19 protein-coding genes and 1 tRNA gene are annotated in these 20,525 nt (G+C 70.7%); 8 read left to right on the forward strand and 12 right to left on the reverse strand.

The window, feature by feature from the left end; genetic code table 11:
• Nucleotides 1-113: 113 nt before the first annotated feature.
• Genes hutI through hutH form a run of 3 tightly spaced genes read right to left on the reverse strand, consistent with a single transcriptional unit; the run spans nt 114 to nt 4,461 of the window.
• Nucleotides 114-1,274, reverse strand: a complete 1,161-nt coding sequence (gene hutI, locus MA876_RS15700) for an imidazolonepropionase (protein ID WP_248151631.1) — start codon at nt 1,272-1,274, stop codon at nt 114-116.
• An 8-nt stretch (nt 1,275-1,282) separates the two neighbouring features.
• Entirely contained in the window at nt 1,283-2,926 is a 1,644-nt protein-coding gene (gene hutU / locus MA876_RS15705) for a urocanate hydratase (protein ID WP_248151644.1), read from the reverse strand.
• The gene (hutH, locus tag MA876_RS15710) at nt 2,923-4,461 is read right to left on the reverse strand and encodes a histidine ammonia-lyase (protein ID WP_248151645.1); all 1,539 of its coding nucleotides are present in this window, start codon (nt 4,459-4,461) and stop codon (nt 2,923-2,925) included. The genes hutU and hutH overlap by 4 nt, the downstream gene beginning before the upstream one ends.
• 61 nt (nt 4,462-4,522) lie before the next feature.
• Here hutH and MA876_RS15715 point away from each other — a divergent pair, with 61 nt between their 5' ends.
• On the forward strand, nt 4,523-5,299 hold the full coding sequence (locus MA876_RS15715; RefSeq protein WP_248151646.1) for an IclR family transcriptional regulator: 777 nt from the start codon (nt 4,523-4,525) through the stop codon (nt 5,297-5,299).
• A gap of 9 nt (nt 5,300-5,308) precedes the next feature.
• Here MA876_RS15715 and MA876_RS15720 read toward each other — a convergent pair whose 3' ends face one another.
• Both MA876_RS15720 and MA876_RS15725 read right to left on the reverse strand, forming a co-directional pair.
• Nucleotides 5,309-5,785, reverse strand: a complete 477-nt coding sequence (locus tag MA876_RS15720; RefSeq protein ID WP_248151647.1) for a YbaK/EbsC family protein — start codon at nt 5,783-5,785, stop codon at nt 5,309-5,311.
• A 98-nt stretch (nt 5,786-5,883) separates the two neighbouring features.
• Nucleotides 5,884-6,723 (reverse strand): type IV toxin-antitoxin system AbiEi family antitoxin domain-containing protein, encoded by an 840-nt coding sequence (locus MA876_RS15725; RefSeq protein ID WP_248151649.1) that lies wholly within the window; start codon nt 6,721-6,723, stop codon nt 5,884-5,886.
• 397 nt (nt 6,724-7,120) lie between these two features.
• Between MA876_RS15725 and MA876_RS15730 the strand changes: the two genes are divergently transcribed.
• Together MA876_RS15730 and MA876_RS15735 are read left to right on the forward strand one after the other, a co-directional pair.
• Entirely contained in the window at nt 7,121-8,197 is a 1,077-nt protein-coding gene (locus MA876_RS15730) for a Glu/Leu/Phe/Val dehydrogenase family protein (protein WP_248151651.1), read from the forward strand.
• Between the two features lie 107 nt (nt 8,198-8,304).
• Entirely contained in the window at nt 8,305-9,897 is a 1,593-nt protein-coding gene (locus MA876_RS15735; RefSeq protein ID WP_248151652.1) for an AMP-binding protein, read from the forward strand.
• Here MA876_RS15735 and MA876_RS15740 read toward each other — a convergent pair whose 3' ends face one another.
• Together MA876_RS15740 and MA876_RS15745 are read right to left on the reverse strand one after the other, a co-directional pair.
• The gene (locus MA876_RS15740) at nt 9,898-10,263 is read right to left on the reverse strand and encodes a DUF8817 family protein (protein WP_248151654.1); all 366 of its coding nucleotides are present in this window, start codon (nt 10,261-10,263) and stop codon (nt 9,898-9,900) included.
• A gap of 150 nt (nt 10,264-10,413) precedes the next feature.
• Nucleotides 10,414-10,486: transfer RNA gene (locus MA876_RS15745), tRNA-Ala, on the reverse strand.
• 77 nt (nt 10,487-10,563) lie between these two features.
• Between MA876_RS15745 and MA876_RS15750 the strand changes: the two genes are divergently transcribed.
• On the forward strand, nt 10,564-11,754 hold the full coding sequence (locus tag MA876_RS15750) for an amidohydrolase family protein (RefSeq protein ID WP_248151656.1): 1,191 nt from the start codon (nt 10,564-10,566) through the stop codon (nt 11,752-11,754).
• A gap of 65 nt (nt 11,755-11,819) precedes the next feature.
• Here MA876_RS15750 and MA876_RS15755 read toward each other — a convergent pair whose 3' ends face one another.
• From MA876_RS15755 to galU, 3 genes are all read right to left on the reverse strand, one after another.
• The gene (locus MA876_RS15755; RefSeq protein ID WP_248151658.1) at nt 11,820-12,686 is read right to left on the reverse strand and encodes a large exoprotein; all 867 of its coding nucleotides are present in this window, start codon (nt 12,684-12,686) and stop codon (nt 11,820-11,822) included.
• An 80-nt stretch (nt 12,687-12,766) separates the two neighbouring features.
• On the reverse strand, nt 12,767-13,396 hold the full coding sequence (locus tag MA876_RS15760; RefSeq protein WP_248151660.1) for a GNAT family N-acetyltransferase: 630 nt from the start codon (nt 13,394-13,396) through the stop codon (nt 12,767-12,769).
• Nucleotides 13,397-13,421: 25 nt separating this feature from the next.
• Nucleotides 13,422-14,309, reverse strand: coding sequence for a UTP--glucose-1-phosphate uridylyltransferase GalU (gene galU / locus MA876_RS15765; protein ID WP_248151662.1), 888 nt, complete (start codon nt 14,307-14,309; stop codon nt 13,422-13,424).
• Between the two features lie 83 nt (nt 14,310-14,392).
• Between galU and MA876_RS15770 the strand changes: the two genes are divergently transcribed.
• From MA876_RS15770 to mscL, 3 genes are read left to right on the forward strand one after another with little or no spacing between them, the layout of a single operon-like run.
• Nucleotides 14,393-14,989: a 5-formyltetrahydrofolate cyclo-ligase gene (locus tag MA876_RS15770; RefSeq protein WP_248151664.1), complete on the forward strand. Its 597-nt coding sequence runs from the start codon at nt 14,393-14,395 to the stop codon at nt 14,987-14,989.
• Between the two features lie 16 nt (nt 14,990-15,005).
• The gene (locus tag MA876_RS15775; protein ID WP_248151666.1) at nt 15,006-15,308 is read left to right on the forward strand and encodes an FmdB family zinc ribbon protein; all 303 of its coding nucleotides are present in this window, start codon (nt 15,006-15,008) and stop codon (nt 15,306-15,308) included.
• Nucleotides 15,309-15,339: 31 nt separating this feature from the next.
• The gene (mscL, locus tag MA876_RS15780; RefSeq protein WP_248151668.1) at nt 15,340-15,792 is read left to right on the forward strand and encodes a large conductance mechanosensitive channel protein MscL; all 453 of its coding nucleotides are present in this window, start codon (nt 15,340-15,342) and stop codon (nt 15,790-15,792) included.
• A 26-nt stretch (nt 15,793-15,818) separates the two neighbouring features.
• On the opposite strand, the gene MA876_RS15785 is transcribed toward mscL, so the two are convergent.
• Both MA876_RS15785 and MA876_RS15790 read right to left on the reverse strand, forming a co-directional pair.
• Nucleotides 15,819-16,001 carry a hypothetical protein gene (locus MA876_RS15785; protein ID WP_248151670.1) on the reverse strand — a complete coding sequence of 61 codons (183 nt, stop codon included), beginning with the start codon at nt 15,999-16,001 and terminating at the stop codon, nt 15,819-15,821.
• Complete coding sequence (locus MA876_RS15790; RefSeq protein WP_372491539.1) at nt 15,991-19,752, reverse strand: AAA family ATPase; 3,762 nt, start codon at nt 19,750-19,752, stop codon at nt 15,991-15,993. The genes MA876_RS15785 and MA876_RS15790 overlap by 11 nt, the downstream gene beginning before the upstream one ends.
• 221 nt (nt 19,753-19,973) lie before the next feature.
• Between MA876_RS15790 and MA876_RS15795 the strand changes: the two genes are divergently transcribed.
• The gene (locus MA876_RS15795) at nt 19,974-20,522 is read left to right on the forward strand and encodes a methylated-DNA--[protein]-cysteine S-methyltransferase (protein ID WP_248151672.1); all 549 of its coding nucleotides are present in this window, start codon (nt 19,974-19,976) and stop codon (nt 20,520-20,522) included.
• The last annotated feature ends 3 nt before the right edge of the window (nt 20,523-20,525 follow it).

The following is a 20,525-nucleotide window of genomic DNA, read 5'->3' on the forward strand; positions in this document are numbered from 1 at the left end:
CGCCGAACCCACCGACTTTCCGCGAACCCACATGATTCTGCTGACGAATCGTGTGGGCTCGCGCGAAGTGAGTGGGTTCGGCGTCGGCGCGCGCGGGAGCGGGAGCGGGGGCGTTAGAGGGCTGAGCCGTCCTTGAAGACCGTGTCGATCAGAGGGACCCCGGGACGGTAGGCGAGGTGCACGCGCGTCGGCGCGTCCAGGAGCACGAGGTCCGCGCGCTTGCCCGCAGCGATCACCCCGACGTCGTCGCGGTTCAGGGCCGTAGCGCCTCCTGCGGTCGCCGCCCATAGCGCCTCGGCCGGGGTCATGCCCATCTCGCGCACGGCGAGCGCGACCATGAGCGGCATCGAGCTCGTGAAACTCGAGCCCGGATTGCAGTCGCTCGCGATCGCGACCGTGACGCCCGCGTCGATCAGCCGCCGCGCATCGGGATACGGCTGCCGGGTCGAGAACTCGACACCCGGCAGCAGGGTCGCGACGGTGTCGGATGCCGCGAGCGCCGCGACATCCTCGTCCGAGAGATACGTGCAGTGATCGACCGACCACACGCCGTACTCCACCGCGATCTGCACGCCCTCGCCATACCCGAGCTGGTTGCCGTGCAGACGCGGAAGGAGGTCCGCTTGGATGCCCGCGAGCATGATGCGGTGGGTCTCGTCAGGGGTGAACGCACCGCGCTCGCAGAAGACGTCGAACCACTTCGCGTACGGGGTGACGGCGTCGAGCATCGCACCGCACACCAGGTCGACGTAGGCGGCGCGGTCATCCGCGTACTCGGCGGGCACGACGTGGGCACCCAGGAACGTGACTTCGGGCGTGACCTCGGCCGCCAGTCGCGCGAGGCGGGCTTCTCCGTCGACCGTGAGGTCGTAGCCCGTCTTGACCTCGAACGTCGTCGTACCCTGCGCGTGCAGCTCGTCCACGAACCCGGCCAGGCGCTCGCGCAGCTCGTCGTCGGACGCCGCCCGTGTCGCCGCGACCGTTCGACGTATGCCGCCGGCGGCATAGGGCACGCCCGCCATGCGGGCTTCGAACTCGTCGGCGCGGTCGCCGCCGAAGACGAGGTGCGTATGGCTGTCGACGAAGCCCGGGATCACGGCCCGGCCCCCGGCATCCACGACGTCATCGGCGCCCGGCGCCTCCGCGGCGGAGCCGACCCAGGCGATGCGATCGTCCTCGATGAGGACGGCGGCGTCCCGCAGCGTGCCGAAGCGGTCATCGGGCGAGGCGACGTTCGTCGTCAGCTCGCCGATGTTCGTGATGAGCGTGGTCATGGCATCCGTCACAGCATCGGGATGTTGAGGCCGCGCTCGGCGGCGACCTCCTTGGCGCGATCGTAGCCCGCATCCACGTGACGCATGACGCCCGTGCCGGGATCGTTCGTCAGAACGCGCGCGAGCTTCTCGGCGGCGAGCGGAGTGCCGTCGGCGACGGTCACCTGACCGGCGTGGATGCTGCGGCCGATGCCGACTCCCCCGCCGTGGTGCAGCGACACCCAGCTCGCGCCCGACGCCGTGTTGAGGAGCGCGTTGAGCAGCGGCCAGTCGGCGATCGCGTCGGACCCGTCGGCCATCGCCTCGGTCTCGCGGTAGGGGGATGCCACGGATCCCGCATCGAGGTGGTCTCGGCCGATCACGATCGGAGCCGAGAGCTCCCCCGAGGCGACCATCTCGTTGAACTTCAGCCCCGCGAGGTGGCGCTCCTGGTAGCCGAGCCAGCAAATGCGGGCGGGAAGGCCCTCGAAGTGCACGGCGTCGCCGGCCTTGTCGAGCCAGCGCACGAGGCCCGCGTTGTCGGGGAAGATCGCTTTGACGGCTTCGTCCGTCTTGCGGATGTCCTCGGGATCGCCGCTGAGCGCGACCCAGCGGAAGGGTCCGCGGCCCTCGGCGAACTGCGGGCGGATGTAGGCGGGGACGAATCCGGGGAACGCGAACGCATTCTCGAAGCCGCCGAGCTTGGCCTCGGCGCGGATCGAGTTGCCGTAATCGAAGACCTCGGCTCCGGCATCCTGGAATCCCACCATCGCCGCGACCTGCTTCGCCATCGAACCACGCGCACGGGCGGTGAAGCCCTCGGGATCGCGCTCGGCCTCTTCGCGCCAGCGCTCGAACGGCACGCCGACGGGAAGATAGGCCAGGGGATCATGCGCCGAAGTCTGATCGGTCACGATGTCGATCGGCGTTCCGCGCAGCAGGAGGTCGCCGAAGACCTCGGCGGCGTTGCCCACGACGCCGACGCTGAGCGCCTCGCCGTTCGCGCGCGCCGCGACGACTCGGTCGATCGCGGCATCCAGATCCGCCGTGTACTCGTCGAGATACCCGTGCTCGACGCGGCGCGCGAGGCGCGATTCGTCGACGTCGACGATCAGCACGGCGCCACCGTTGAGCGTCACGGCGAGCGGCTGCGCGCCGCCCATACCGCCGCATCCGCCGGTCAGGGTCAGCGTGCCGGCGAGAGACTCCCGCCCCAAGGAGCGAGCCACCGCCGCGAACGTCTCGTACGTGCCCTGCAGGATGCCCTGCGTTCCGATGTAGATCCACGACCCGGCCGTCATCTGGCCGTACATCGTCAGTCCGAGCTCTTCGAGCCGGCGGAACTCGGGCCATGTCGCCCAGTCACCCACGAGGTTCGAGTTGGCGATGAGCACGCGCGGCGCCCACTCGTGCGTGCGGAACACGCCGACGGGCTTGCCCGACTGCACGAGGAGCGTCTCGTCGGGTTCGAGCTCGTCGAGCGTGCGCACGATCGCGTCGTAGGCCTCCCAGCTGCGCGCGGCTCTGCCGGTGCCTCCGTAGACGACGAGATCTTCGGGATGCTCGGCGACCTCGGCGTCGAGGTTGTTCATGAGCATGCGCTTGGCGGCTTCGGCGCCCCAGCTCTTCGCGGTGCGCTCGTTGCCGCGTGCGGCGCGGATCGTACGGGTCATGAGAATCGTCCTTCCAGGGATGCTGCGCGGATGATCTCGCCCGAGATCACGAGGTCGGTCGCCGCCTCGAGGTCGGGCGAGAGGAAGCGGTCCGGCCCGGGGCCGGCGACGACGGCGCGCAGGCGCTCGCGCACGGCCGCCGTCGCGGGGGCAGGGGCCAGCGGCGCGCGCAGGTCGAGCGCGCGGGCGGCGGTGACGATCTCGATCGCGAGGACGCGTGCGAGGCCGTCGATGCCCCGGCGGAGCTTGCGCGCCGCGGCCCAGCCCATCGAGACGTGGTCCTCCTGCATCGCCGACGACGGGATCGAGTCGACGGATGCCGGCACGGCGAGCCGTTTGAGCTCCGACACGATCCCCGCGGCGGCGTACTGCGCGATCATGAGCCCCGAGTCGACGCCGACCTCGTGGGCGAGGAACGGCGGAAGCCCGTGACTGCGCGCGGGATCGAGTGCGCGGTCGGTGCGACGCTCCGAGATCGACGCGACATCCGCGACGGCGATCGCGAGGAAGTCGAGCACGTAGGCGACCGGGGCCCCGTGGAAGTTGCCGTTGGACTCGACGCGCCCGTCGAGCGTCACGACGGGGTTGTCGACGGTCGAGGCGAGTTCACGCGAAGCGACGAGCGCGGCGTGATCGGCCGTGTCGCGCGCGGCGCCGTGCACCTGCGGCGTACAGCGCAGCGAGTAGGCGTCCTGCACGCGCGTGCACACCGCCGGATCCCGATGCGACGCCATGATCGCCGAGTCCGCGAGAAGCGCGCGCAGGTTCGCCGCCGACACTGCCTGCCCGTGCTGCGGGCGCAGCGCCATGAGGTCGGCCGCGAAGACGGCGTCCGTCCCGAGCTGCGACTCGATCGACATCGCGGCGGAGACATCGGCCGTGTCCAGGAGAACCCGCAGGTCGTGCAGCGCGAGCAGCAGCATCCCGAGCATGCCGTCCGTGCCGTTGATGAGGGCGAGGCCCTCCTTCTCCTGCAGTTCGAGCGCAGCGATGGATGCTGCGGCCAGTGCCGCGCCGGCGGGGACGAGCTCACCGCCGACGCGCACGGAGCCCTCGCCGAGCGCCGCGAGCGCGACGTGCGAGAGCGGCGCGAGATCGCCCGAGCAGCCGAGCGAGCCGTATTCGCGCACGACGGGCGTGATGCCCGCGTTGAGCATCGCGGCGTAGGTCTCGACGACGACGGGCCGGACGCCGGTGCGGCCGGACGCGAGCGTCTGCAGACGCAGGAGCTGCAGCGCACGCGCGACCTCGGTCTCGACCTCGGCGCCCGTGCCGGCGGCGTGCGAGCGGATGAGGCTCAGCTGCAGCTGTCGGCGACGCTCGGGGGCGATGAAGGTCGTCGCGAGGGCGCCGAAACCGGTCGACACCCCGTAGTGCGGTTCGGGGTCGTCGGCGAGCCCCTCGATGAGGGCGCGGGATGCCGCGACGCGCGCCATCGCGGCCGCGTCGAGCTCGACGCAGGCTCCGTGACGGGCGACGGCGACGACGTCTTCTGGGCTCAGGGGCGCGGCCCCCACGACGACGGGAGAGATCATGCCTCGATTCCACACCGCGGGACTCGCCGTGGACAGCGGATCGTGGCATCCTGTGTCTGTCATGCCAGACAAAAGCCCACAGGTCCCCGCCGCGGATCAGACGCTCCGCATCCTCGCCCACCTCGCGCGGCAGCGGGGTCCTGTCGCGGCGAGTTCGCTCGCGACCACGCTCGGCATCCCCCGATCGAGCGTGTACTTCCTGCTCGCGACGCTCGAAGAGCACGGGTTCGTCGTGCACGTGCCCGGCGAGCGCCGCTGGGGGCTCGGGACGGCGGCGTTCGAGCTGGCGGGCGGCTTCGCGCGCCAGCAGCCGCTCGCGCGACTCGGTCGTCCGCTCGTCGCCGCCCTCGCCGACCGCACGGGCGAGAGCGCGCACCTCGCCGTCATGACGGGCCGCGACGTGCTCTACCTCGTCGAGGAGCGCGCGCCGCGCCGCCCGGCTCTGGTGACCGACGTCGGCGTGCGCCTGCCCGCGCACCTGACCGCGACGGGACGCGCGATGCTCGCGGCGCTCCCCCGGGAGCAGGTGCGGGCGCTGTATCCAGATGCCTCGGCCTTCGCCGATCGCACAGGTCGGGGTCCCGCGACCCCACGGGAGCTGCGCGACGTGCTGCGGGCCGTGCGGGCCCGCGGCTTCGCCGAGGAGGACGGAGAGGTCACGCTGGGCCTGCGCTCGGTGGGCGCCGCGGTCCTCGACCACGCGGGCTGGCCGAGCGCAGCGGTTGCCGTGACGTTCCCGAGCGATGCGCCCGTCGACCCGGAGACACTCGCCGAGACCGTCGGTGCGAGTGCCGCCGAGCTCGCACGCCGGATCGGAGGCTCGCGCGCCGGGCTCTGACCGGGATGCTCAGTCGACCTTCGTGACCGTGCCGCCCGTCAGCGCGACGAGCTGGTCGTAGGTCATCGGGAAGACCGTGTGCGGGGTGCCGCCGGCCGCCCAGATCTCGTCGAACGCGGCGAGGTCCGCGTCGACGATCGTCGTGAGCCGCGACGGATGGCCCGCCGGCGCGACGCCGCCGATCGCCTGCCCCGTCGCCGCGCGCACCTGCTCGGCCGTCGCACGCACGATCCGATCGCGCCCGAGTCGCGCGGCGAGCGCGTCGGTGTCGACCCGGTGCGCGCCGCTCGTCATGACCAGGAGGGGCTCGTCATCCGACCAGAACACGAGACTGTTCGCGATCGCACCGACCTCGACCCCCAGGGCGGCGGCCGCCAGCGGCGCCGTGGATGCGGCATCCGGAAGCACGACGATATCTCCCTGGATGCCCGCGGCGCGGATGGCGTCGAGGACGAGGCGGCTGCGCGGATGCAGGTGCTCGGTCATCCATCCAGCCTATGGTCGACGCGAGCGCGTCCTGTGTAGCAGACCGTAGGAGATGTGAAGCACATCTCCTACCTCGGCCGCGCTCGATGGGGAATCTCCTACGCTTTGCGACCGCGCACCGCGGGTCGACCCACGCGGAGGAGCCCCAGGAGCGCCGCGCGCACCTCACCCGGTCGCCACATGATGTCCTCCGCGAGCGGCCGGAAGGTGACGTATCCGCGTGCAGCCGCCTCCTGGTCGCGCTTGAGATCTTGTCGCCGTGTCTCCCAGTGGTGCGCGCGACTGTCGCACTCGACGATGAGCCACCCGTCGACGAGGAAGTCCACGCGTCCCACGCCGGCGATCCACACCTGAGGCTCGAAGCGGCAGCGCAGGCCCCGCAGGATCAGCCGCATCAGCGACTCCGGTCCAGACTCGGCTCGGGGGTCGATGAGTCGGCGCAGAACCGCGTAGCGCTGCGGGATCCGGGCGAACAGCTCGTCGAGGTCGTCTTCCCGGAGGAGTCCGCTCCGCAGCGCCGAATCCAACGTCGCGACGCTCGCACGTACCGGCTGGCAGCTGACCGCCAGGACGAGGGCGTCGAAGACCGTCGTCGTGAGCGAGCGCGGGTGCGCGCGACGAAGCTGTCGCGTCCAGTGCACCCGCGTGCGGGCGGGCTTGCGGAGCGGCCGGGAATGGTTTGGAGCGACCTGGACGTGGATGCCCTCGCTCTCGAGCACGAAGATCCCGAGCCGACCCAGCTCGGTCAGGCAGGTCAGTCGCGCGCCCATCCGTCCGGCGCTCAGGCACGCCGCATCCACCTCGGATCCGGCGTAGGCCCCGTCACGGAGCTTCAGCAGAATGCCGCTCGCGACCGCCCGTCTGAGATCTCGGTCAGTCCACCCGCGCTCGTGCAGGTCTCCGGTGCGGAAGAAGCGGGGCTCGACGTTCTGACTCATCCCCCGATCGTCGTCATGAGGCCGGGCCCGCACAGGCCGATACCTCGAAGCCGGGGGATGGCGCGACGACGGGGGCTCTGGGGAGGAGTGCCAGACCATAGGAGATCCGGAGATTTCCGACGCGTCCTGTCGCTTCGGCGACGGTTCTCCTCCGGTTTGGCACCGGGATGATGGATGCTCTGCGCCGCAGACGGTCGCTGCTCCGCACCGCGACGATCGCTCTCGGCGACGGCGGCGGGCAATATGCATGCCGGAGAGCGTCATTCCGGTCAGATCGCACAGCTGGAGCGACGCCGGTTGAACGAAGCGCCCTGCGGTGGTGCAATGGATGACGGATGCCGCAACGCCGCGGTGTCCGGAGCGCACAGCCCACAAGGCCGGCCGAAGGAAGAACGCGATGTCGCACACCCTGCCCCTGCCCGATTTCACGCACGAGCGCGTGGAGGTGATCACGGGGCGGCGGAGCGGTCTGTTCATCGCCGTCGCGCTGCATTCCTCGGTGCTCGGCTCCGCCCTCGGCGGCGCACGGCTGTGGGCGTACCCGCAGTGGAGCGACGGGCTCGGCGACGCCCTGCGCCTCTCGGCCGCGATGACCCTGAAGAACGCGGCCGCAGGCCTGGACGCGGGCGGCGGCAAGGCCGTCATCGCGCTCGAGCCCGGGACGGTGCTCGACGCCGAACGGCGGCGGGACGCGTTCCTCGACCTGGGCGACGCGGTCGAGTCGATGCACGGCCTCTACCGCACGGCTGAGGACGTGGGCTCGACCACCGAGGACATGCTGACCGTCAGCGAGCGGACGGACCACGTCGTCGGCCTGCCCGAAGCGGGCGGCGGTTCAGGCGAGCCCGCTGGTCCTACGAGCTTGGGTGTGTACGAGTCGCTGCGAGCGACGCTCGAGCGAGTGGCGGGCGTCGCGGATGTCGCGGGGCGGCGCGTCACGATCTCGGGTCTCGGCCAGGTCGGCAGCCGGCTCGCGGTGCGCCTGGCGGCCGAGGGAGCCATCCTCACCGTGACCGACGTGAACCCCGCGAAGCGCGACCTCGCGCGCGAGCTCGGCGCCGAATGGGCCCTCCCGGGCGAAGAGCACCTCATCCCGGCCGACGTCTTCGTGCCGGCGGGCATCGGCGGACTCCTCACGGACGACGTCATCGACGCGCTCGACGCCAGAGCGGTCTGCGGTCCGGCGAACAACCCGCTCGCCGCACGCGAGGGAGCCGACCGGCTCGCGGGGCGCGGCATCCTCTACGCCCCAGATTTCGTCGTGAACGCCGGCGGCGTCATCTACCTCGACCTCGAGGCGAAGAAGCTCGGCAGCCGCGGCGAGATCATGGAGCGCGTCGCCGCGATCGGCGGCACGGTGCGGCGCATCTTCGACGAGGCCGAGTCGCGCGGCGTGACCCCGCTCGCGGCAGCCGAGGGACTCGCGGCGGAACGTCTTGCGGCAGGCAGCAGGCAGCAGGTGCTGACGCACTGACGTGGACGGGATGCCGGAGCACGGCATCCGTCGACGGCACCGCGGTGGCATGATGGACGCCATCGTCCCGGCGACGGAGCCGGGTGACGGCCGTCGAAGGAGACCCCGTGTTCCGCAGCCCTCTGCCCGATGTCGAGATCCCCGACGTCAGCGTCTACGACTACCTCTTCGGATCGCTCACCGACGACGACCACGGGCGCGTCGCGCTGATCGATCCGGCGACCGGCGTCGAGACGACATACGGCGGCCTGCGCGCACAGGTTCTCGCGTTCGCCGGCGCGCTCGCGGCACGCGGCGTCGGCACCGAGACCGTGATCGGGCTCCTCTGCCCCAATGTGCCCGCGTTCGCGACGGTGTTCCACGGCGCGCTCCGCGCGGGGGCCACGGTCACGACGATCAACTCGCTCTACACGGCGGGCGAGATCGAGAAGCAGCTGCAGGACGCCGGGGCCACATGGTTCGTGACGGTCTCGCCGCTGCTGGCCCAGGCTTCGACGGCGGCTGAAGCTGTCGGCATCGCGCCCGAGCGGCTCATCGTGCTCGACGGCGCCGAGGGGCACCCCGATCTGCGGGGACTGCTCACGGAAGGGTCGCCGGCGCCCGACGTGTCGTTCGATCCGGCGACGCACATCGCGGCCCTGCCGTACTCGTCGGGCACGACGGGCATCCCGAAGGGTGTCATGCTCACGCACCGCAACCTCGTGGCGAACGTGCAGCAGTCGCGCGCGAACATCGATCTGCAGCCGAGCGACCGCGTGCTCGCGGTGCTGCCGTTCTTCCACATCTACGGCCTCACGGTGCTGCTGAACCTCGCGTTGCGCCAGCGCGCGAGCCTCGTGACGATGCCGAAGTTCGACCTCGTCGAGTTCCTGACGAACATCCAGAACTTCGGGTGCACCTATCTGTTCATCGCGCCCCCGATCGCGGTCGCGCTCGCGAAGCATCCCGTCGTCGACCAGTTCGACATCTCGACCGTGCACTCCGTCTTCTCGGGGGCTGCGCCGCTCGACGGAGAGACGGCCGAGGTCGCCGGCCGGCGGATCAACGCGCGGGTCATGCAGGGATACGGCATGAGCGAGCTGTCGCCGGTGTCGCACGCGACGCCGCACGATCGCGACGCCGTTCCGCACTCGTCGGTCGGCACACTGCTGCCGAATCAGGAGTGCAAGCTCGTCGACACCGAGACGGGCGAAGAGATCACGTCATTCGGCGAGGGCGGCGTCACCGCGCCGGGTGAACTGTGGATCAAGGGCCCCAACGTCATGCTCGGGTATCTGAACAAGCCGGATGCGACGGCCGAGACGCTCGACGCCGACGGATTCCTGCACACCGGCGACATCGGCGTCCTTCACGAGAACGGCTACTACTCGATCGTGGATCGGGTGAAGGAGCTCATCAAGTACAAGGGCTACCAGATCGCCCCGGCCGAGCTCGAAGCGCTGCTGCTGTCGCATCCGAAGATCATGGATGCCGCCGTCATCGGCGTGCTCGATGAGGACAAACAGGAGATACCGAAGGCGTACGTCGTCGCGGCCCCCGAGTCGAGTCTGACCGAGGTCGACGTCATGGCTTTCGTAGCCGGCAGCGTCGCGCCGCACAAGAAGGTGCGCCGCGTCGAGTTCATCGACGTCATCCCCAAGTCGACGGCCGGCAAGATCCTGCGCAAGGACCTCCGGGCGCGCGAGGCCGCTGTCAGCTGATCACGCGGGACTCTCGATCAGGTGCAGCTGCGTGCCGTCGGGATCGATGAGGAATCCGGCGCGCTGGCCCCACTCCCGCAGCGCGACGGGAACGAGGCGCGGGATGCCGGAATCCCGCTCGGGCACGCCGCTCGCGCGTACGGCGGCATAGAGGGCATCGAGGTCGACGACCCGCACGCTCGTCATGAACCAGCTCGCGTACGGATCGTGCTCGGGGGCGAGGAAGAACTCGAGCTCGATCCCGCCACGCGCGAGGATGAGCCACCCGCCATCGCGGAACCGCTCCTCGAATCCGAATCCCCGGTAGAACGCGACGGTGTCGTCGAACGACCGGGACGGCAGGTTGGGCACAGCACGGTCAGCCATGATGCGAACCTACGTGGCATCGACGGTCAACGGAACCCGATGTGCAGCCGAACCATCGGACCAGGACGCACAGGCCGGAATGCCGGCGCGGAGCTCCCGGTCGGAGATGCCGAAACGCCCCTCCGAAGAGGGGCGTTTCGTGATTCTCGGTGGACCTAAGGAGATTCGAACTCCTGACCTCCTCGATGCGAACGAGGCGCGCTACCAACTGCGCCATAGGCCCGTGAACCTCCGATACAGTATCACGCTTGACGGGTCTCCTCGAATCCTCACGGCTCCTACGGGGGGCAGGACGGGAGGATGCAGTCCTCGCTCCGCTCCGTGTCCTCCGTCCGCAATGTGAGGCCCTGGGGAGGCGATGTCAGCGATCTGCGCATCGCTGCCGACGGCACCTGGGGCGCCGTCGAACCGGCGAGCGCAGCCGCGATCGCGCAGGGCGAGATCGACGGCCGCGGACGGCTCGCGCTCCCCGGTCTGCTCAACGTCCACGCGCACGTCGACAAGTCCTGGTGGGGCCACCCGTGGCAGTCCTACGGCGGTGCGGGCGGTACCGAGGGTCGCATCCGGCACGAGCGCGCCCGGCGCGACGAGCTCGGCATCCCGGGTCTCGACGTCACCCGCAACGTGCTCGAGCAGTCCGTCCGCACGGGGACGACCGCCCTGCGGACGCACGTCGACGTCGACCCGGGCATCGGCCTGCGCGGCATCGAGGTCGTGCGCGAAGCCGTCGCCGAGTACGACGGCGCTCTGCACGCCGAGATCGTCGCGTTCCCGCAGGACGGCGTGCTCCGCCGCGACGGCGTGGTCGAACTCCTCCGCGCCGCGGCCGAAGCGGGCGTCGAGCACATCGGCGGGCTGGACCCGGCATCCATCGACCGCGACCCCGTCGGCCAGCTCGACGCGCTCTTCACCATCGCCGCCGACACGGGCGTCGGCGTCGACATCCATCTGCACGACTCCGCCGATCTGGGGGCGTTCCAGATCGAGCTCATCATCGAGCGGACGCAGCGCCACGGCCTCGAGGGTCGCGTCAACGTCGCGCACGGGTTCGCGATCGCCGAGGTCTCCCCCGCCCGTCGCCAGGATCTCCTCCAGGCGATGGGCGGCCTGGACATCAGCATGACGACGGTCGCGCCGCTGCGCCTGCCGCAGCTGCCCCTGAAGGAGATGGATGCCGCGGCCGTCCGCTTCGGCTTCGGCACCGACGGCATCCGCGATCTGTGGAGCCCCTACGGCACGGGCGATCTGCTCGGCATCGCATGGCAGTACGCGCGCTCGTCGGGCATCGTGCGCGACGAGGACCTCTTCCGGGTCGCCGAGCTGGCGTCGAGCGCCGCGGCATCCTTCGTCGGCAGACAGGCACACGACCTCGTCGCGGGAGCGCCCGCGGACCTCGTGCTCCTCGACGCGGAGAACCCGATGGACGCGATCGTGCGCACGCCGCCGCGTGAACTCGTGCTCGGCCGCGGCCGTGTGCTCTGGGAGAGCTGACAGTCACGGTCCCGACGGGCGCGTGTGCTCCGATCTCGGCGTCGTCGACGAAGACGGAGTGAGAGCTACTCGCCCGACGCCCGCCGCGCGAGCAGGTCGCGCACGTGCGCCTCGATCTCGGCGTCGTCGACGAAGCCCATGCGGGCGAACTCGCGTGCGGGGCGCGCCGTGTCGATCGACGGCGGCCGCTGGGCCTCCGCGCGCTCGCGCATCGCTTCTTCCACCGCTGCCTGGCGAAGCGCCTCGCGCGCCTCTTCGGCGTCGAGCAGCGCTGCCGCGCGCGACCCCGACGACGCCGTGAGGGGCTTCGGCAGCTCGCGAGGGGACCAGGCGCGTGGCGCGTCGCCCACGGCGAGATCCTGCACCGTGGCGACGGGACGCGGCTCGGCCGAGGCCTGACGCACGACCGCACGCGCTCCGACGCGCGACATGCGGTGAAGGAGGAGTCCGCACACGGCGGCGCCTGCTGCACCCGCCCACAGGAGAACCTGCGATCCTGTCGCGACGACCTGCCAGCCTCCCCAGACCGCGATGCCCACGCCGACGAGGCCCAGAATCGTGACCGTGATCCGCAGTCGGCGTCGCGCACGGGCGCGCTGCGCCTGCGGAGTCGCCCGGGCCGCGGCGCGTTCGTCACGGGCGCGCTCCAGATCGACGCGGGCGTCTTCGAGCGCCGCGTACTCGCGCTCGGCCATCGCCCGGCGCGCGAGCTTCTGCTGCGCGAGCGCCGTGCGCGCGGTCAGCTCGAGGCGCACCTCGTCGGGAGTCTCGCTCGTCTCGGCGAGCACCCGCAGCGCCTGATTGAGGCGCACGGCGTTGCGCTCCGATGCGTCGTATTGCCGACGGCTGTGCCAGGAGGGAAGGAGGTACACGAGCCACAGGAGCACGGCGACGAGAACGATGACTCCCCCGCCCAGTACCTGCCCACCCATGGCGTCCACGGTAGGCGACGGGATGCGGCGACCCCGGCATCCCGTCGCGTGTCCTTCAACCTCGCGTCAAAGGTTAACCTTCACGCGTGCAGGCGGTCGGTGGGCGGCACGGTCGCGGCATCCTGCGGCGCACGGCCCGCGACCCACCGCTGCAGGACGCCCTCGGGAACCTCTTCCCGCACGAGGGCGAACGCGTAGTGGTCTCGCCAGTCGCCGTCGATGTGGATGTAGCGGCGACGCAGCCCCTCGTAGCGGAAGCCGAGCTTCTCCACGACGCGGATGCTCGCGGCGTTCTCGGGGCGGATGCAGATCTCCATGCGGTGCAGGCGCAGCTCCGAGAAGCACACGTCGGTCGCGAGCGCGACCGACGTGGGGGTGATGTTGCGCCCGGCGTAGCGCTCGCTCACCCAGTACCCGATCGTCGCGGAGGCGAGGGACCCGCGCGCGATTCCCCAGACGTTGAGCTGTCCCGCGATGTCGCCGTCGTACTCCATGACGAAGGGAACACCCGCGCCGTCGCGATACTGCTGCAGCAGGCGGCGCACTCCGAGTCGCATGTCGAACGAGACCGGACCGTCGGGGCTCGTGGCCTCCCACGGCCGAAGCCATCCGCGATTCGAAAGGAGCTCCTGCTGCAGCACGCGCGCGTCGCGCTGCTTCACAAGTCGGATCGAGACCGGACCATGGCGCCGCGGAGTGCTGAGCTCCATCCGTCCCCCTCGTGCCGAGCGGCGATCAGAGGTTCGCCGCGAACTCCTTGAACCAGGGTCGCAGGTCTGGACCGAGATCGTCGCGATCCGCCGCCAGTTGCACGATGGCCTTGATGTAGTCCACCCTATCGCCGGTGTCGTAGCGGCGACCGCGGAACACGACGCCGTACACGCCGGGGCCATCGGGATCCGCCGCGAGCTCCTGCAGGGCGTCCGTGAGCTGGATCTCGCCGCCCTTGCCCGGCTCGGTGCGCTCGAGGATGTCGAACACCGACGGCGCGAGCACGTAGCGCCCGATCACGGCGAGATTCGACGGCGCGTCCTCTTTGTTGGGCTTCTCGACGAGACCCGTGACCCTGACGATGTCGTCGCGATCGGTGGCCTCGGCCGCAGCGACGCCGTAGAGCTGGATGTGGTCGGGATCGACCTCCATGAGAGCGACGATGGCCGCGCCCGTGCGCTCGTGCTCGGCGATCATCGTCGTGAGCAGCTCATCGCGATCGTCGATGAGGTCGTCGCCGAGCATGACGGCGAACGAGGATTCGCCCACATGTGCCTTGGCGCGAAGAACGGCGTGGCCGAGTCCCTTGGGCTCGCCCTGGCGGACGAAGTGGATGTCGGCGAGATCGCTCGACTCCAGAACGCGGTGCAGGCGCTCGTAGTCGCCCTTGTCCTTCAGCTTCACCTCGAGCTCCGGCACCGAGTCGAAGTGATTCGAGATCGCGTTCTTGTTGCGACCGATGATGACGAGGATGTCGTCGATCCCCGCGGCCGCCGCCTCTTCCACGACGTACTGGATCGCCGGCTTGTCGACGACCGGCAGCATCTCCTTGGGCATCGCCTTCGTAGCGGGCAGGAATCGTGTGCCGAGGCCAGCGGCAGGGATGACGGCCTTGAAGGGCTTATGCGGCATGCCGAGAACTCTACCGTCACCAGGACTCCACCTGCTGTCCACCGTTCGGCGGTCTGCTGGTCGCACGCACCTACAATCGACTCATGCCGAACTCCGTCCACGACGAGAAGCGCGCGCTGCGCGCGGATCTTCGCGAGCGACGACAGCTGCTGTCGGAGAGCGCGCGGGATGCCGCGGCCACCGGCATCCGCGAGCAGCTCGACGCCTTGGTCGATCGCCTCGGCGTCACGTCGATGTCGTGCTACCTGTCGACGACGACCGAACCGGGCACGCACGAGTTCGTCGAGCTGGCCGTTGCCCGCGGCATCCGGGTCCTCCTTCCCATCACGCGTGCGGACGGTCTTCTGGACTGGGCGGTCGCGACCCCGGACGGCGACATCGCGGAGGGGCTCTTCGGCTTGCCCGAACCGGTCGGCGAAGTCCTCGGGCCCATCGCCGTGAACGACGTCGATGTGCTCGTGATCCCCGCCGCCGCGGTCGGCCGGGACGGCATGCGGCTCGGCTGGGGACGCGGGTACTTCGACAAGACGCTGGGCTCGATGGAGAAGTGCCCGCCCGTCTACGCCGTCGTCTTCGACTCCGAAGTCCTCGACGACATCCCCTCCGACGAACGGGACGAACCTGTAACGGGCGTCGTGACGCCGACCCGCACTCTGACCCTTTCGCCCTCGCGGCGCTGAACCGACACGAGAGTCCATGCCTACCTACGCCTACGCCTGCAAACAGTGCGGCCACCGTTTCGACGCCGTCCAGTCCTTCGCCGATGCGGCGCTCACCGAGTGCCCCGAGTGCGGCGGACCGCTGCGCAAGGAGTACGGCTCGATCGGGGTCACCTTCAACGGATCGGGCTTCTACCGCACCGATTCGCGCGCCAAGACGTCATCCTCCGACACGTCGAGCTCGTCGTCCGGATCGTCGTCCTCGGGTGGCAGCGACTCGTCTTCTTCGACATCATCGAAGTCGGAGGCGAAGGCCTCCCCCGCACCAGCGGGTTCGTAACCGGCGCACGCGCGCCGTGAGGGGGCAGCACATGATCCAGGGTTTCAAGGAGTTCATCACACGCGGAAACGTCATCGACCTCGCCGTCGCGGTGGTCATCGGCGCAGCGTTCACAGCGGTCGTCAACGCGATCGTCGCGGGACTCATCAATCCGCTCATCGCACTCGTCTTCAAGGCCGACAGCCTCGACCAGGTCGGCCCGACCATCACCGGCCTGCAGGGCCAGGAGGTCTTCTTCCCCCTCGGCGCGATCGTCGGAGCCATCATCAGCTTCCTCGCCGTGGCCGTCGTGGTCTACTTCGTGTTCGTCTTCCCCATGAACAAGTTCAAGGAGCGTGCGGCAGCGCGCGCGGGCGTCGCTGAAGAGGCACCGGCAGGACCCACGGACGTCGAGCTGCTCACGCAGATCCGCGACCTGCTCGAGCGTCAGACGGGCGTATCCGTCTCGACGACTCCCCCGGCCGGCGACGCACCCAAGGCCTAGGACGAACGATCACCTAGGACGAACGATCAATAGTGCGGCGGGACGTCCTGCCGCATGCGGTCGTCATTGGGGCCACCCGACGGGGGGTCGGATGCCGCGGCATCCGACTCCTCGACGGGCTCGGCCGTCGTGCCCGGCGCCGGGGTGAGCTTCACCCGACGCGAGCCGGGCACGTGCACGACCTTCTGACGCTCGGGATCAGTCGACATCGATCGGCTGCGTGACGGTGCCGGCGCGGGGCTGATCGGGGTCGACCCCGAGCAGCGCCGCGATGCGCGCCGCGACGCTGGCGGGATCGTTGTACAGATCGAACGAGTGCACCCGCACGTAGTGCCAGCCGAGGCGCCGCAGGATCTGCGGACGCAGGCGCAGCGACTCGCGCAGCGACTCCCCGATCGTCTCGGGGTCGCTCTCGGCGACGACCGCCTTGCCTTCGTACTGCGCGACGAGCGGAAGCAGTCCGCGGTAGTGCACGTCGACCGCGACCCCCAGGGCCCGCAGCTCGCGCGCGAGCGCGAGGGTCAGGGGATCGGCGAGGTCCTCGAGTCGGGCGTCGCGCCCCCGCGCGGCGAGTCCGCCGAGGATGCTCATGATGATCGCGGCACCGTACTCGAGGCGTCCGTCCTCGAACGCCGTCGGGCGGATCGAAGAGACGATCACCATCGATCGGCGGGCGCGCGTCATCCCGACCGTGAGGAGTCGCTCGCCGTCGGGCGTGGACAGGTCGCCGAAGTCGCTCAGGACACGCCCGTGCTTCGTGAGGCCGAACCCGAGCGAGAACACCACGCGGTCGCGACTCTCGGCGACGGACTCCTCGAGCGTCAGCACCGCGAACGGCTCGGCCGTGTCGCGCGAGACGAAGTCGGCGACGTCGGTACGACCCGCGAACGCGTGCTCGACGGCGGCGCGGATGCGCTCGGCATGCTTGGCACTCGCCGTCACGACCATGAGCGACTCGTTGCCACGGTTCACGGCGTGCTCGACGACAAGAGTCACGACGCGCGCGACCTCGGCATCCGGACTCTCGACGGCTCCCGTGACCGGATCGGGCATCCCCGTCCCGCCCTCGACGTAGTCGACGCTGAGACTCCCCCGCCCGAGGTACGAACCCGCCCACGGATACGAGACGATCTCGCCGCCGTAGAACGCGGCGTTGACGAGCTCGGCGAGGTCCTCGCCGCCCGCGCGGTAGCTGCGCGTCAGGGTCTCGACGGGGACGATCTCGGCGAGACGCTCGAAGACGCTCGCCTCATCGAAGGGCTCGGGCTCCTCGGCGCGCGGCGCCGACGTCATGCGGAACGCGTCTTCGGGGGCCGGGGCCGGGCCGGTCGCGATCCGGAACGGCGTCGGCTTCTGGGTCACGGGGTCACCGAACACGACGATCTGGCGCGCGCGACGCAGCGCGGGCGCGGCCTCGGCGATGCACAGGGCGGCGGCATCCGCGATGATCACGACGTCGAACCCGAAGTCGTCGGGAATCGACGGCACGTCGTACGGAGACGCGAGCCACACCGGAGCGAGCGTCCGCAAAAGCGAGGGTGCGGCGTCGAACGCGGCGCGCGGCGTCGCGGCGCCGTCCTTGAGCGCGCGCTTGAGCGCGTCCGCCTCGGCCGCGTCATCGACGATGCCGATGCGCCACTGCGTCGCGAGCTGAGCCGCGAGGAGGGGTCCGGATGCCTGGGCATGCGCCTCGTCGACGAGACGGAAGTCGCGCTCGAGGCGATCGACGACGGCGGTGTTGGCGCCCAGGAGCGCACGCTCGGAGCGCAGGAGGTGCTCGAGCGCGGACTGCCACCACGCGAACTCGAGCTCGGCGCCCACGAGCTTCTCGGGCACGTGCCTGACCGAGAGCTCGGTGAGCAGCGGCTCCAGGCCGAGGCTTGCGAGCTCGGTGCGCAGCGTCGCGCGCTCGACGAGATTGTCGAAGACCGCGGACTCCGCGGCGAGGCCCGCGAGCGTGCGCACGAGCTCGGCGACGGGCAGGGTCGAGAGGCGATCCGCGTCGCCGCGTCCGAGCGCGGCATCCAGTTCCGCGAGCTCGGCGTCCACGCGCTGCCACGCGACCTGCACGTCGGCGATGCCGATCGGGATCTCGGGCGTGACGCCGGCGTCGACGAACCGCTGCCACTGTGTGCGCTGCTGCTGGATGCGCACGAGCGCCTCGTGCATGTCGACGACGTGGACGCCGGGGCGGACGTACTCCTTCGACAGCCGCTTGAGGCGGCGGCGGTTGGCGCTCGACATCTCGGGCGCGTCGCGGCGCGGGCCGTGGGCCTGGATGAGCTCGCCGAGCGGCCGCTCGAACACCGTGAGACTGAACCGGTCGAGCGAGTCGCGGATGCCCTGCAGGAGCCGCAGGTATGCGCCGAGCTCGGCGATCGTCTGGAACGGACGCATGTGCGTCTGCGCGATGAGCTCGTACCCGCGCTCGAGCAGGGCGGGGACCTCCTGCCGGTGCAGGCGGCTCGCGAGCGCATGAGCGCCGCGGGCGTCCTCCGTCGTGGCGAAGCTCACGCCGTACCACGGCGAGTCATCGGGCCCGAAGCGGAACTCCCCCATGCGCGCCGCCGCGGCGAGCTTGGCCGCCGCTTCGGGGCGATTCTCGGCGAGGCGCTCGAGGGTGCGCGGGTCGAAGCGCGCGGAGGTCGCCGCATCCGGGGACTCCGCCGACAGGGTCGAGAGGGCGCGGAGCACGTCGAGCGCCGAGACGCCGAGCGCGGGATGACGCACCGTCACGGCGCCGCGATAGTCGCGCAGCACGCCGCGCAGGCGCACGAGCGCATCGTCGATGTCGGCGACCTTGGGCTTCTCCGCCTTCTCGTTGCGTCCGATCGCCCGCACGAGATCGCGCTGCAGATGCCGGGGCGAGACGGCGAGTCCGGGCAGGCCGATGCCGGCGAGCCTGTGGCGTGCCCCTTCGAGGGTCGATCGGCGCGCGCTCACGACGAGGACGCGCTTGCCGTCGCGCACGAGCGCGCCGACGGCGTTGATGACGGTCTGCGTGCCGCCGGTGCCCGGCAGGGTGTGCACGGCGAGCGACTGCCCGGCGACGATGCGCGCGAGGACGTCCTCCTGCTCGGCGTCGGCGTCGAGCAGGTAGTTGTCGGATGCCGGGGCCCGCTCGTCCGGATTCGTGCGCGCCCGCACCTCGCGCACCGCCGCGAGACGCTCGCGGTCGTCGTGATGCCCCGCGAGCGCGTTCAGGATCGGATGATCGAGGTTCGCGGCATCCGCCCGCATCGCCGTCCCGACGTCGCCGAAGCTCGAGACGAGCAGACGCGGCTGCACCGTGAACGACGGGATCGTCGCCGTCAGGGCGCGAAGGCGGTCGATGACGGGCTGCGGCTTGAAGACGCCTTCGTCGTAGGCGAGCGCGGCGAGGCCCTGCGCGTCGACGATGATGCCGAAGTGCTCCGCGAGCGTCGTCACGAGCTGCGGGTTCACGGCGTACGCGCCGTGCAGCTTCACTTCGAAGTCGGTCTGGTGGCGCCGGATCGCGAGCGGCCGCAGCAGGACGGGAGCGCAGAAGTCGTCCTCGCCGACGCGCCACGACGCGAGCCCGACAGACAGGTGCACGGTGTCGAGGCCGCGGGTCGTGCGCAGTTCGACGCTCTTGTTCGTGATGCGCTCGGCCGCCATCCGCGCCGTGCGCAGTGCGACCTCGTCGCGGAAGAGCCCGGACAGCAGCGTCGAGCGCCCCGTCAGGAACTGCGGCAGACTGCCGGGGTGCGCTTTGGTGATCTCGATCGCGGCGTCGTCGCTCGCCATGTGCAGAAGCGTCGAGCGACCGCCCAGCTGACCCGCTTCGGTCTGCAGACGTTCGCGTTCGGGGTCGGCGATGTGCGCGACCGTCACCCCGGGCTCGGCCACGGCGAGGTCGCCGGGCGTCGCCGTCGGGTCGGATTCGTCCGCACCGGCCGGATTGTCATCCGCCAAGGTGCTCCCGTCTGCTCGCCACACACGGCCACCCTAGGCGGCGACACGCGGAGCCCCTTGCATCTGCGCCGGGTTTCGCGGTATTGGAGGCTGGTCACTTCTCCTTGGGGGCTCGACCGCCCGGCCGCCCTGTCATGGTCGCCTGCCCGGCGTTCTCCTCCTCCCCAGGCCCGGTGCGACGCGTCCTCCTCCCCAGCTCGTCCGGCATCGCGCCCGGCGCGCCGCCCCACCGGAAGGATCGTGTCATGACCGGATCGCCCCGCTACCTCGTCCACCCCTCACCCGTCGGCGACATCATCATCGTCACCGACGACGACAGCATCCTCACCCTGCATCCCTTCGACGGTCCGCTCGGCGCGGAGCTCGAGCGCATCGCGCTGACGCTGCACGCCGTTCCCGAACCCGCCGCGCTTCGCGCTGAAGATCAGGCGTCCGATCCGGCGGCCATCGCCGCCGCGCAGCTCGATGAGTACTTCGAGGGCGAGCGGCGGGCGTTCGACCTCCCCCTCGACTGGAGCGGCGTGCGCGGCTTCACGGGCGAAGCGCTCGCGGCCGTCTGCGACATCCCGTACGGCGAGACGGCGGGCTACGGCGAAGTCGCGATCATGGCCGGCCGGCCGCGCGCGGCGCGGGCGGTGGGCACGGCGTGCGCATCGACGCCGTTCTCGATCGTCGTCCCCGTGCACCGGGTCGTGCGCGCCGACGGATCGCTCGGCGAATACGGCGGGCGCCCCGACATCAAACGCTCCCTGATCGACCTCGAACAGCAGACCCTCGGCGCCGCGGGCGTGTAGGCC

Source organism: Microbacterium aoyamense (assembly GCF_023155855.1).
In the GTDB taxonomy this organism is placed as follows: domain Bacteria; phylum Actinomycetota; class Actinomycetes; order Actinomycetales; family Microbacteriaceae; genus Microbacterium; species Microbacterium aoyamense.

Excerpts from the sequence above, each read along its gene's own strand:
- MA876_RS15775 (WP_248151666.1), top strand. The coding sequence starts at position 15,006 with ATGCCTACCTACGCCTACGCCTGCAAACAGTGCGGCCACCGTTTCGAC.
- MA876_RS15785 (WP_248151670.1), bottom strand. The coding sequence starts at position 16,001 with ATGTCGACTGATCCCGAGCGTCAGAAGGTCGTGCACGTGCCCGGCTCG.
- MA876_RS15725 (WP_248151649.1), bottom strand. The coding sequence starts at position 6,723 with ATGAGTCAGAACGTCGAGCCCCGCTTCTTCCGCACCGGAGACCTGCAC.
- MA876_RS15740 (WP_248151654.1), bottom strand. The coding sequence starts at position 10,263 with ATGGCTGACCGTGCTGTGCCCAACCTGCCGTCCCGGTCGTTCGACGAC.
- MA876_RS15770 (WP_248151664.1), top strand. The coding sequence starts at position 14,393 with ATGCCGAACTCCGTCCACGACGAGAAGCGCGCGCTGCGCGCGGATCTT.
- MA876_RS15715 (WP_248151646.1), top strand. The coding sequence starts at position 4,523 with ATGCCAGACAAAAGCCCACAGGTCCCCGCCGCGGATCAGACGCTCCGC.
- hutU (WP_248151644.1), bottom strand. The coding sequence starts at position 2,926 with ATGACCCGTACGATCCGCGCCGCACGCGGCAACGAGCGCACCGCGAAG.
- hutH (WP_248151645.1), bottom strand. The coding sequence starts at position 4,461 with ATGATCTCTCCCGTCGTCGTGGGGGCCGCGCCCCTGAGCCCAGAAGAC.
- MA876_RS15760 (WP_248151660.1), bottom strand. The coding sequence starts at position 13,396 with ATGGAGCTCAGCACTCCGCGGCGCCATGGTCCGGTCTCGATCCGACTT.
- galU (WP_248151662.1), bottom strand. The coding sequence starts at position 14,309 with ATGCCGCATAAGCCCTTCAAGGCCGTCATCCCTGCCGCTGGCCTCGGC.
- hutI (WP_248151631.1), bottom strand. The coding sequence starts at position 1,274 with ATGACCACGCTCATCACGAACATCGGCGAGCTGACGACGAACGTCGCC.
- mscL (WP_248151668.1), top strand. The coding sequence starts at position 15,340 with ATGATCCAGGGTTTCAAGGAGTTCATCACACGCGGAAACGTCATCGAC.
- MA876_RS15750 (WP_248151656.1), top strand. The coding sequence starts at position 10,564 with ATGCAGTCCTCGCTCCGCTCCGTGTCCTCCGTCCGCAATGTGAGGCCC.
- MA876_RS15795 (WP_248151672.1), top strand. The coding sequence starts at position 19,974 with ATGACCGGATCGCCCCGCTACCTCGTCCACCCCTCACCCGTCGGCGAC.
- MA876_RS15730 (WP_248151651.1), top strand. The coding sequence starts at position 7,121 with ATGTCGCACACCCTGCCCCTGCCCGATTTCACGCACGAGCGCGTGGAG.
- MA876_RS15720 (WP_248151647.1), bottom strand. The coding sequence starts at position 5,785 with ATGACCGAGCACCTGCATCCGCGCAGCCGCCTCGTCCTCGACGCCATC.
- MA876_RS15755 (WP_248151658.1), bottom strand. The coding sequence starts at position 12,686 with ATGGGTGGGCAGGTACTGGGCGGGGGAGTCATCGTTCTCGTCGCCGTG.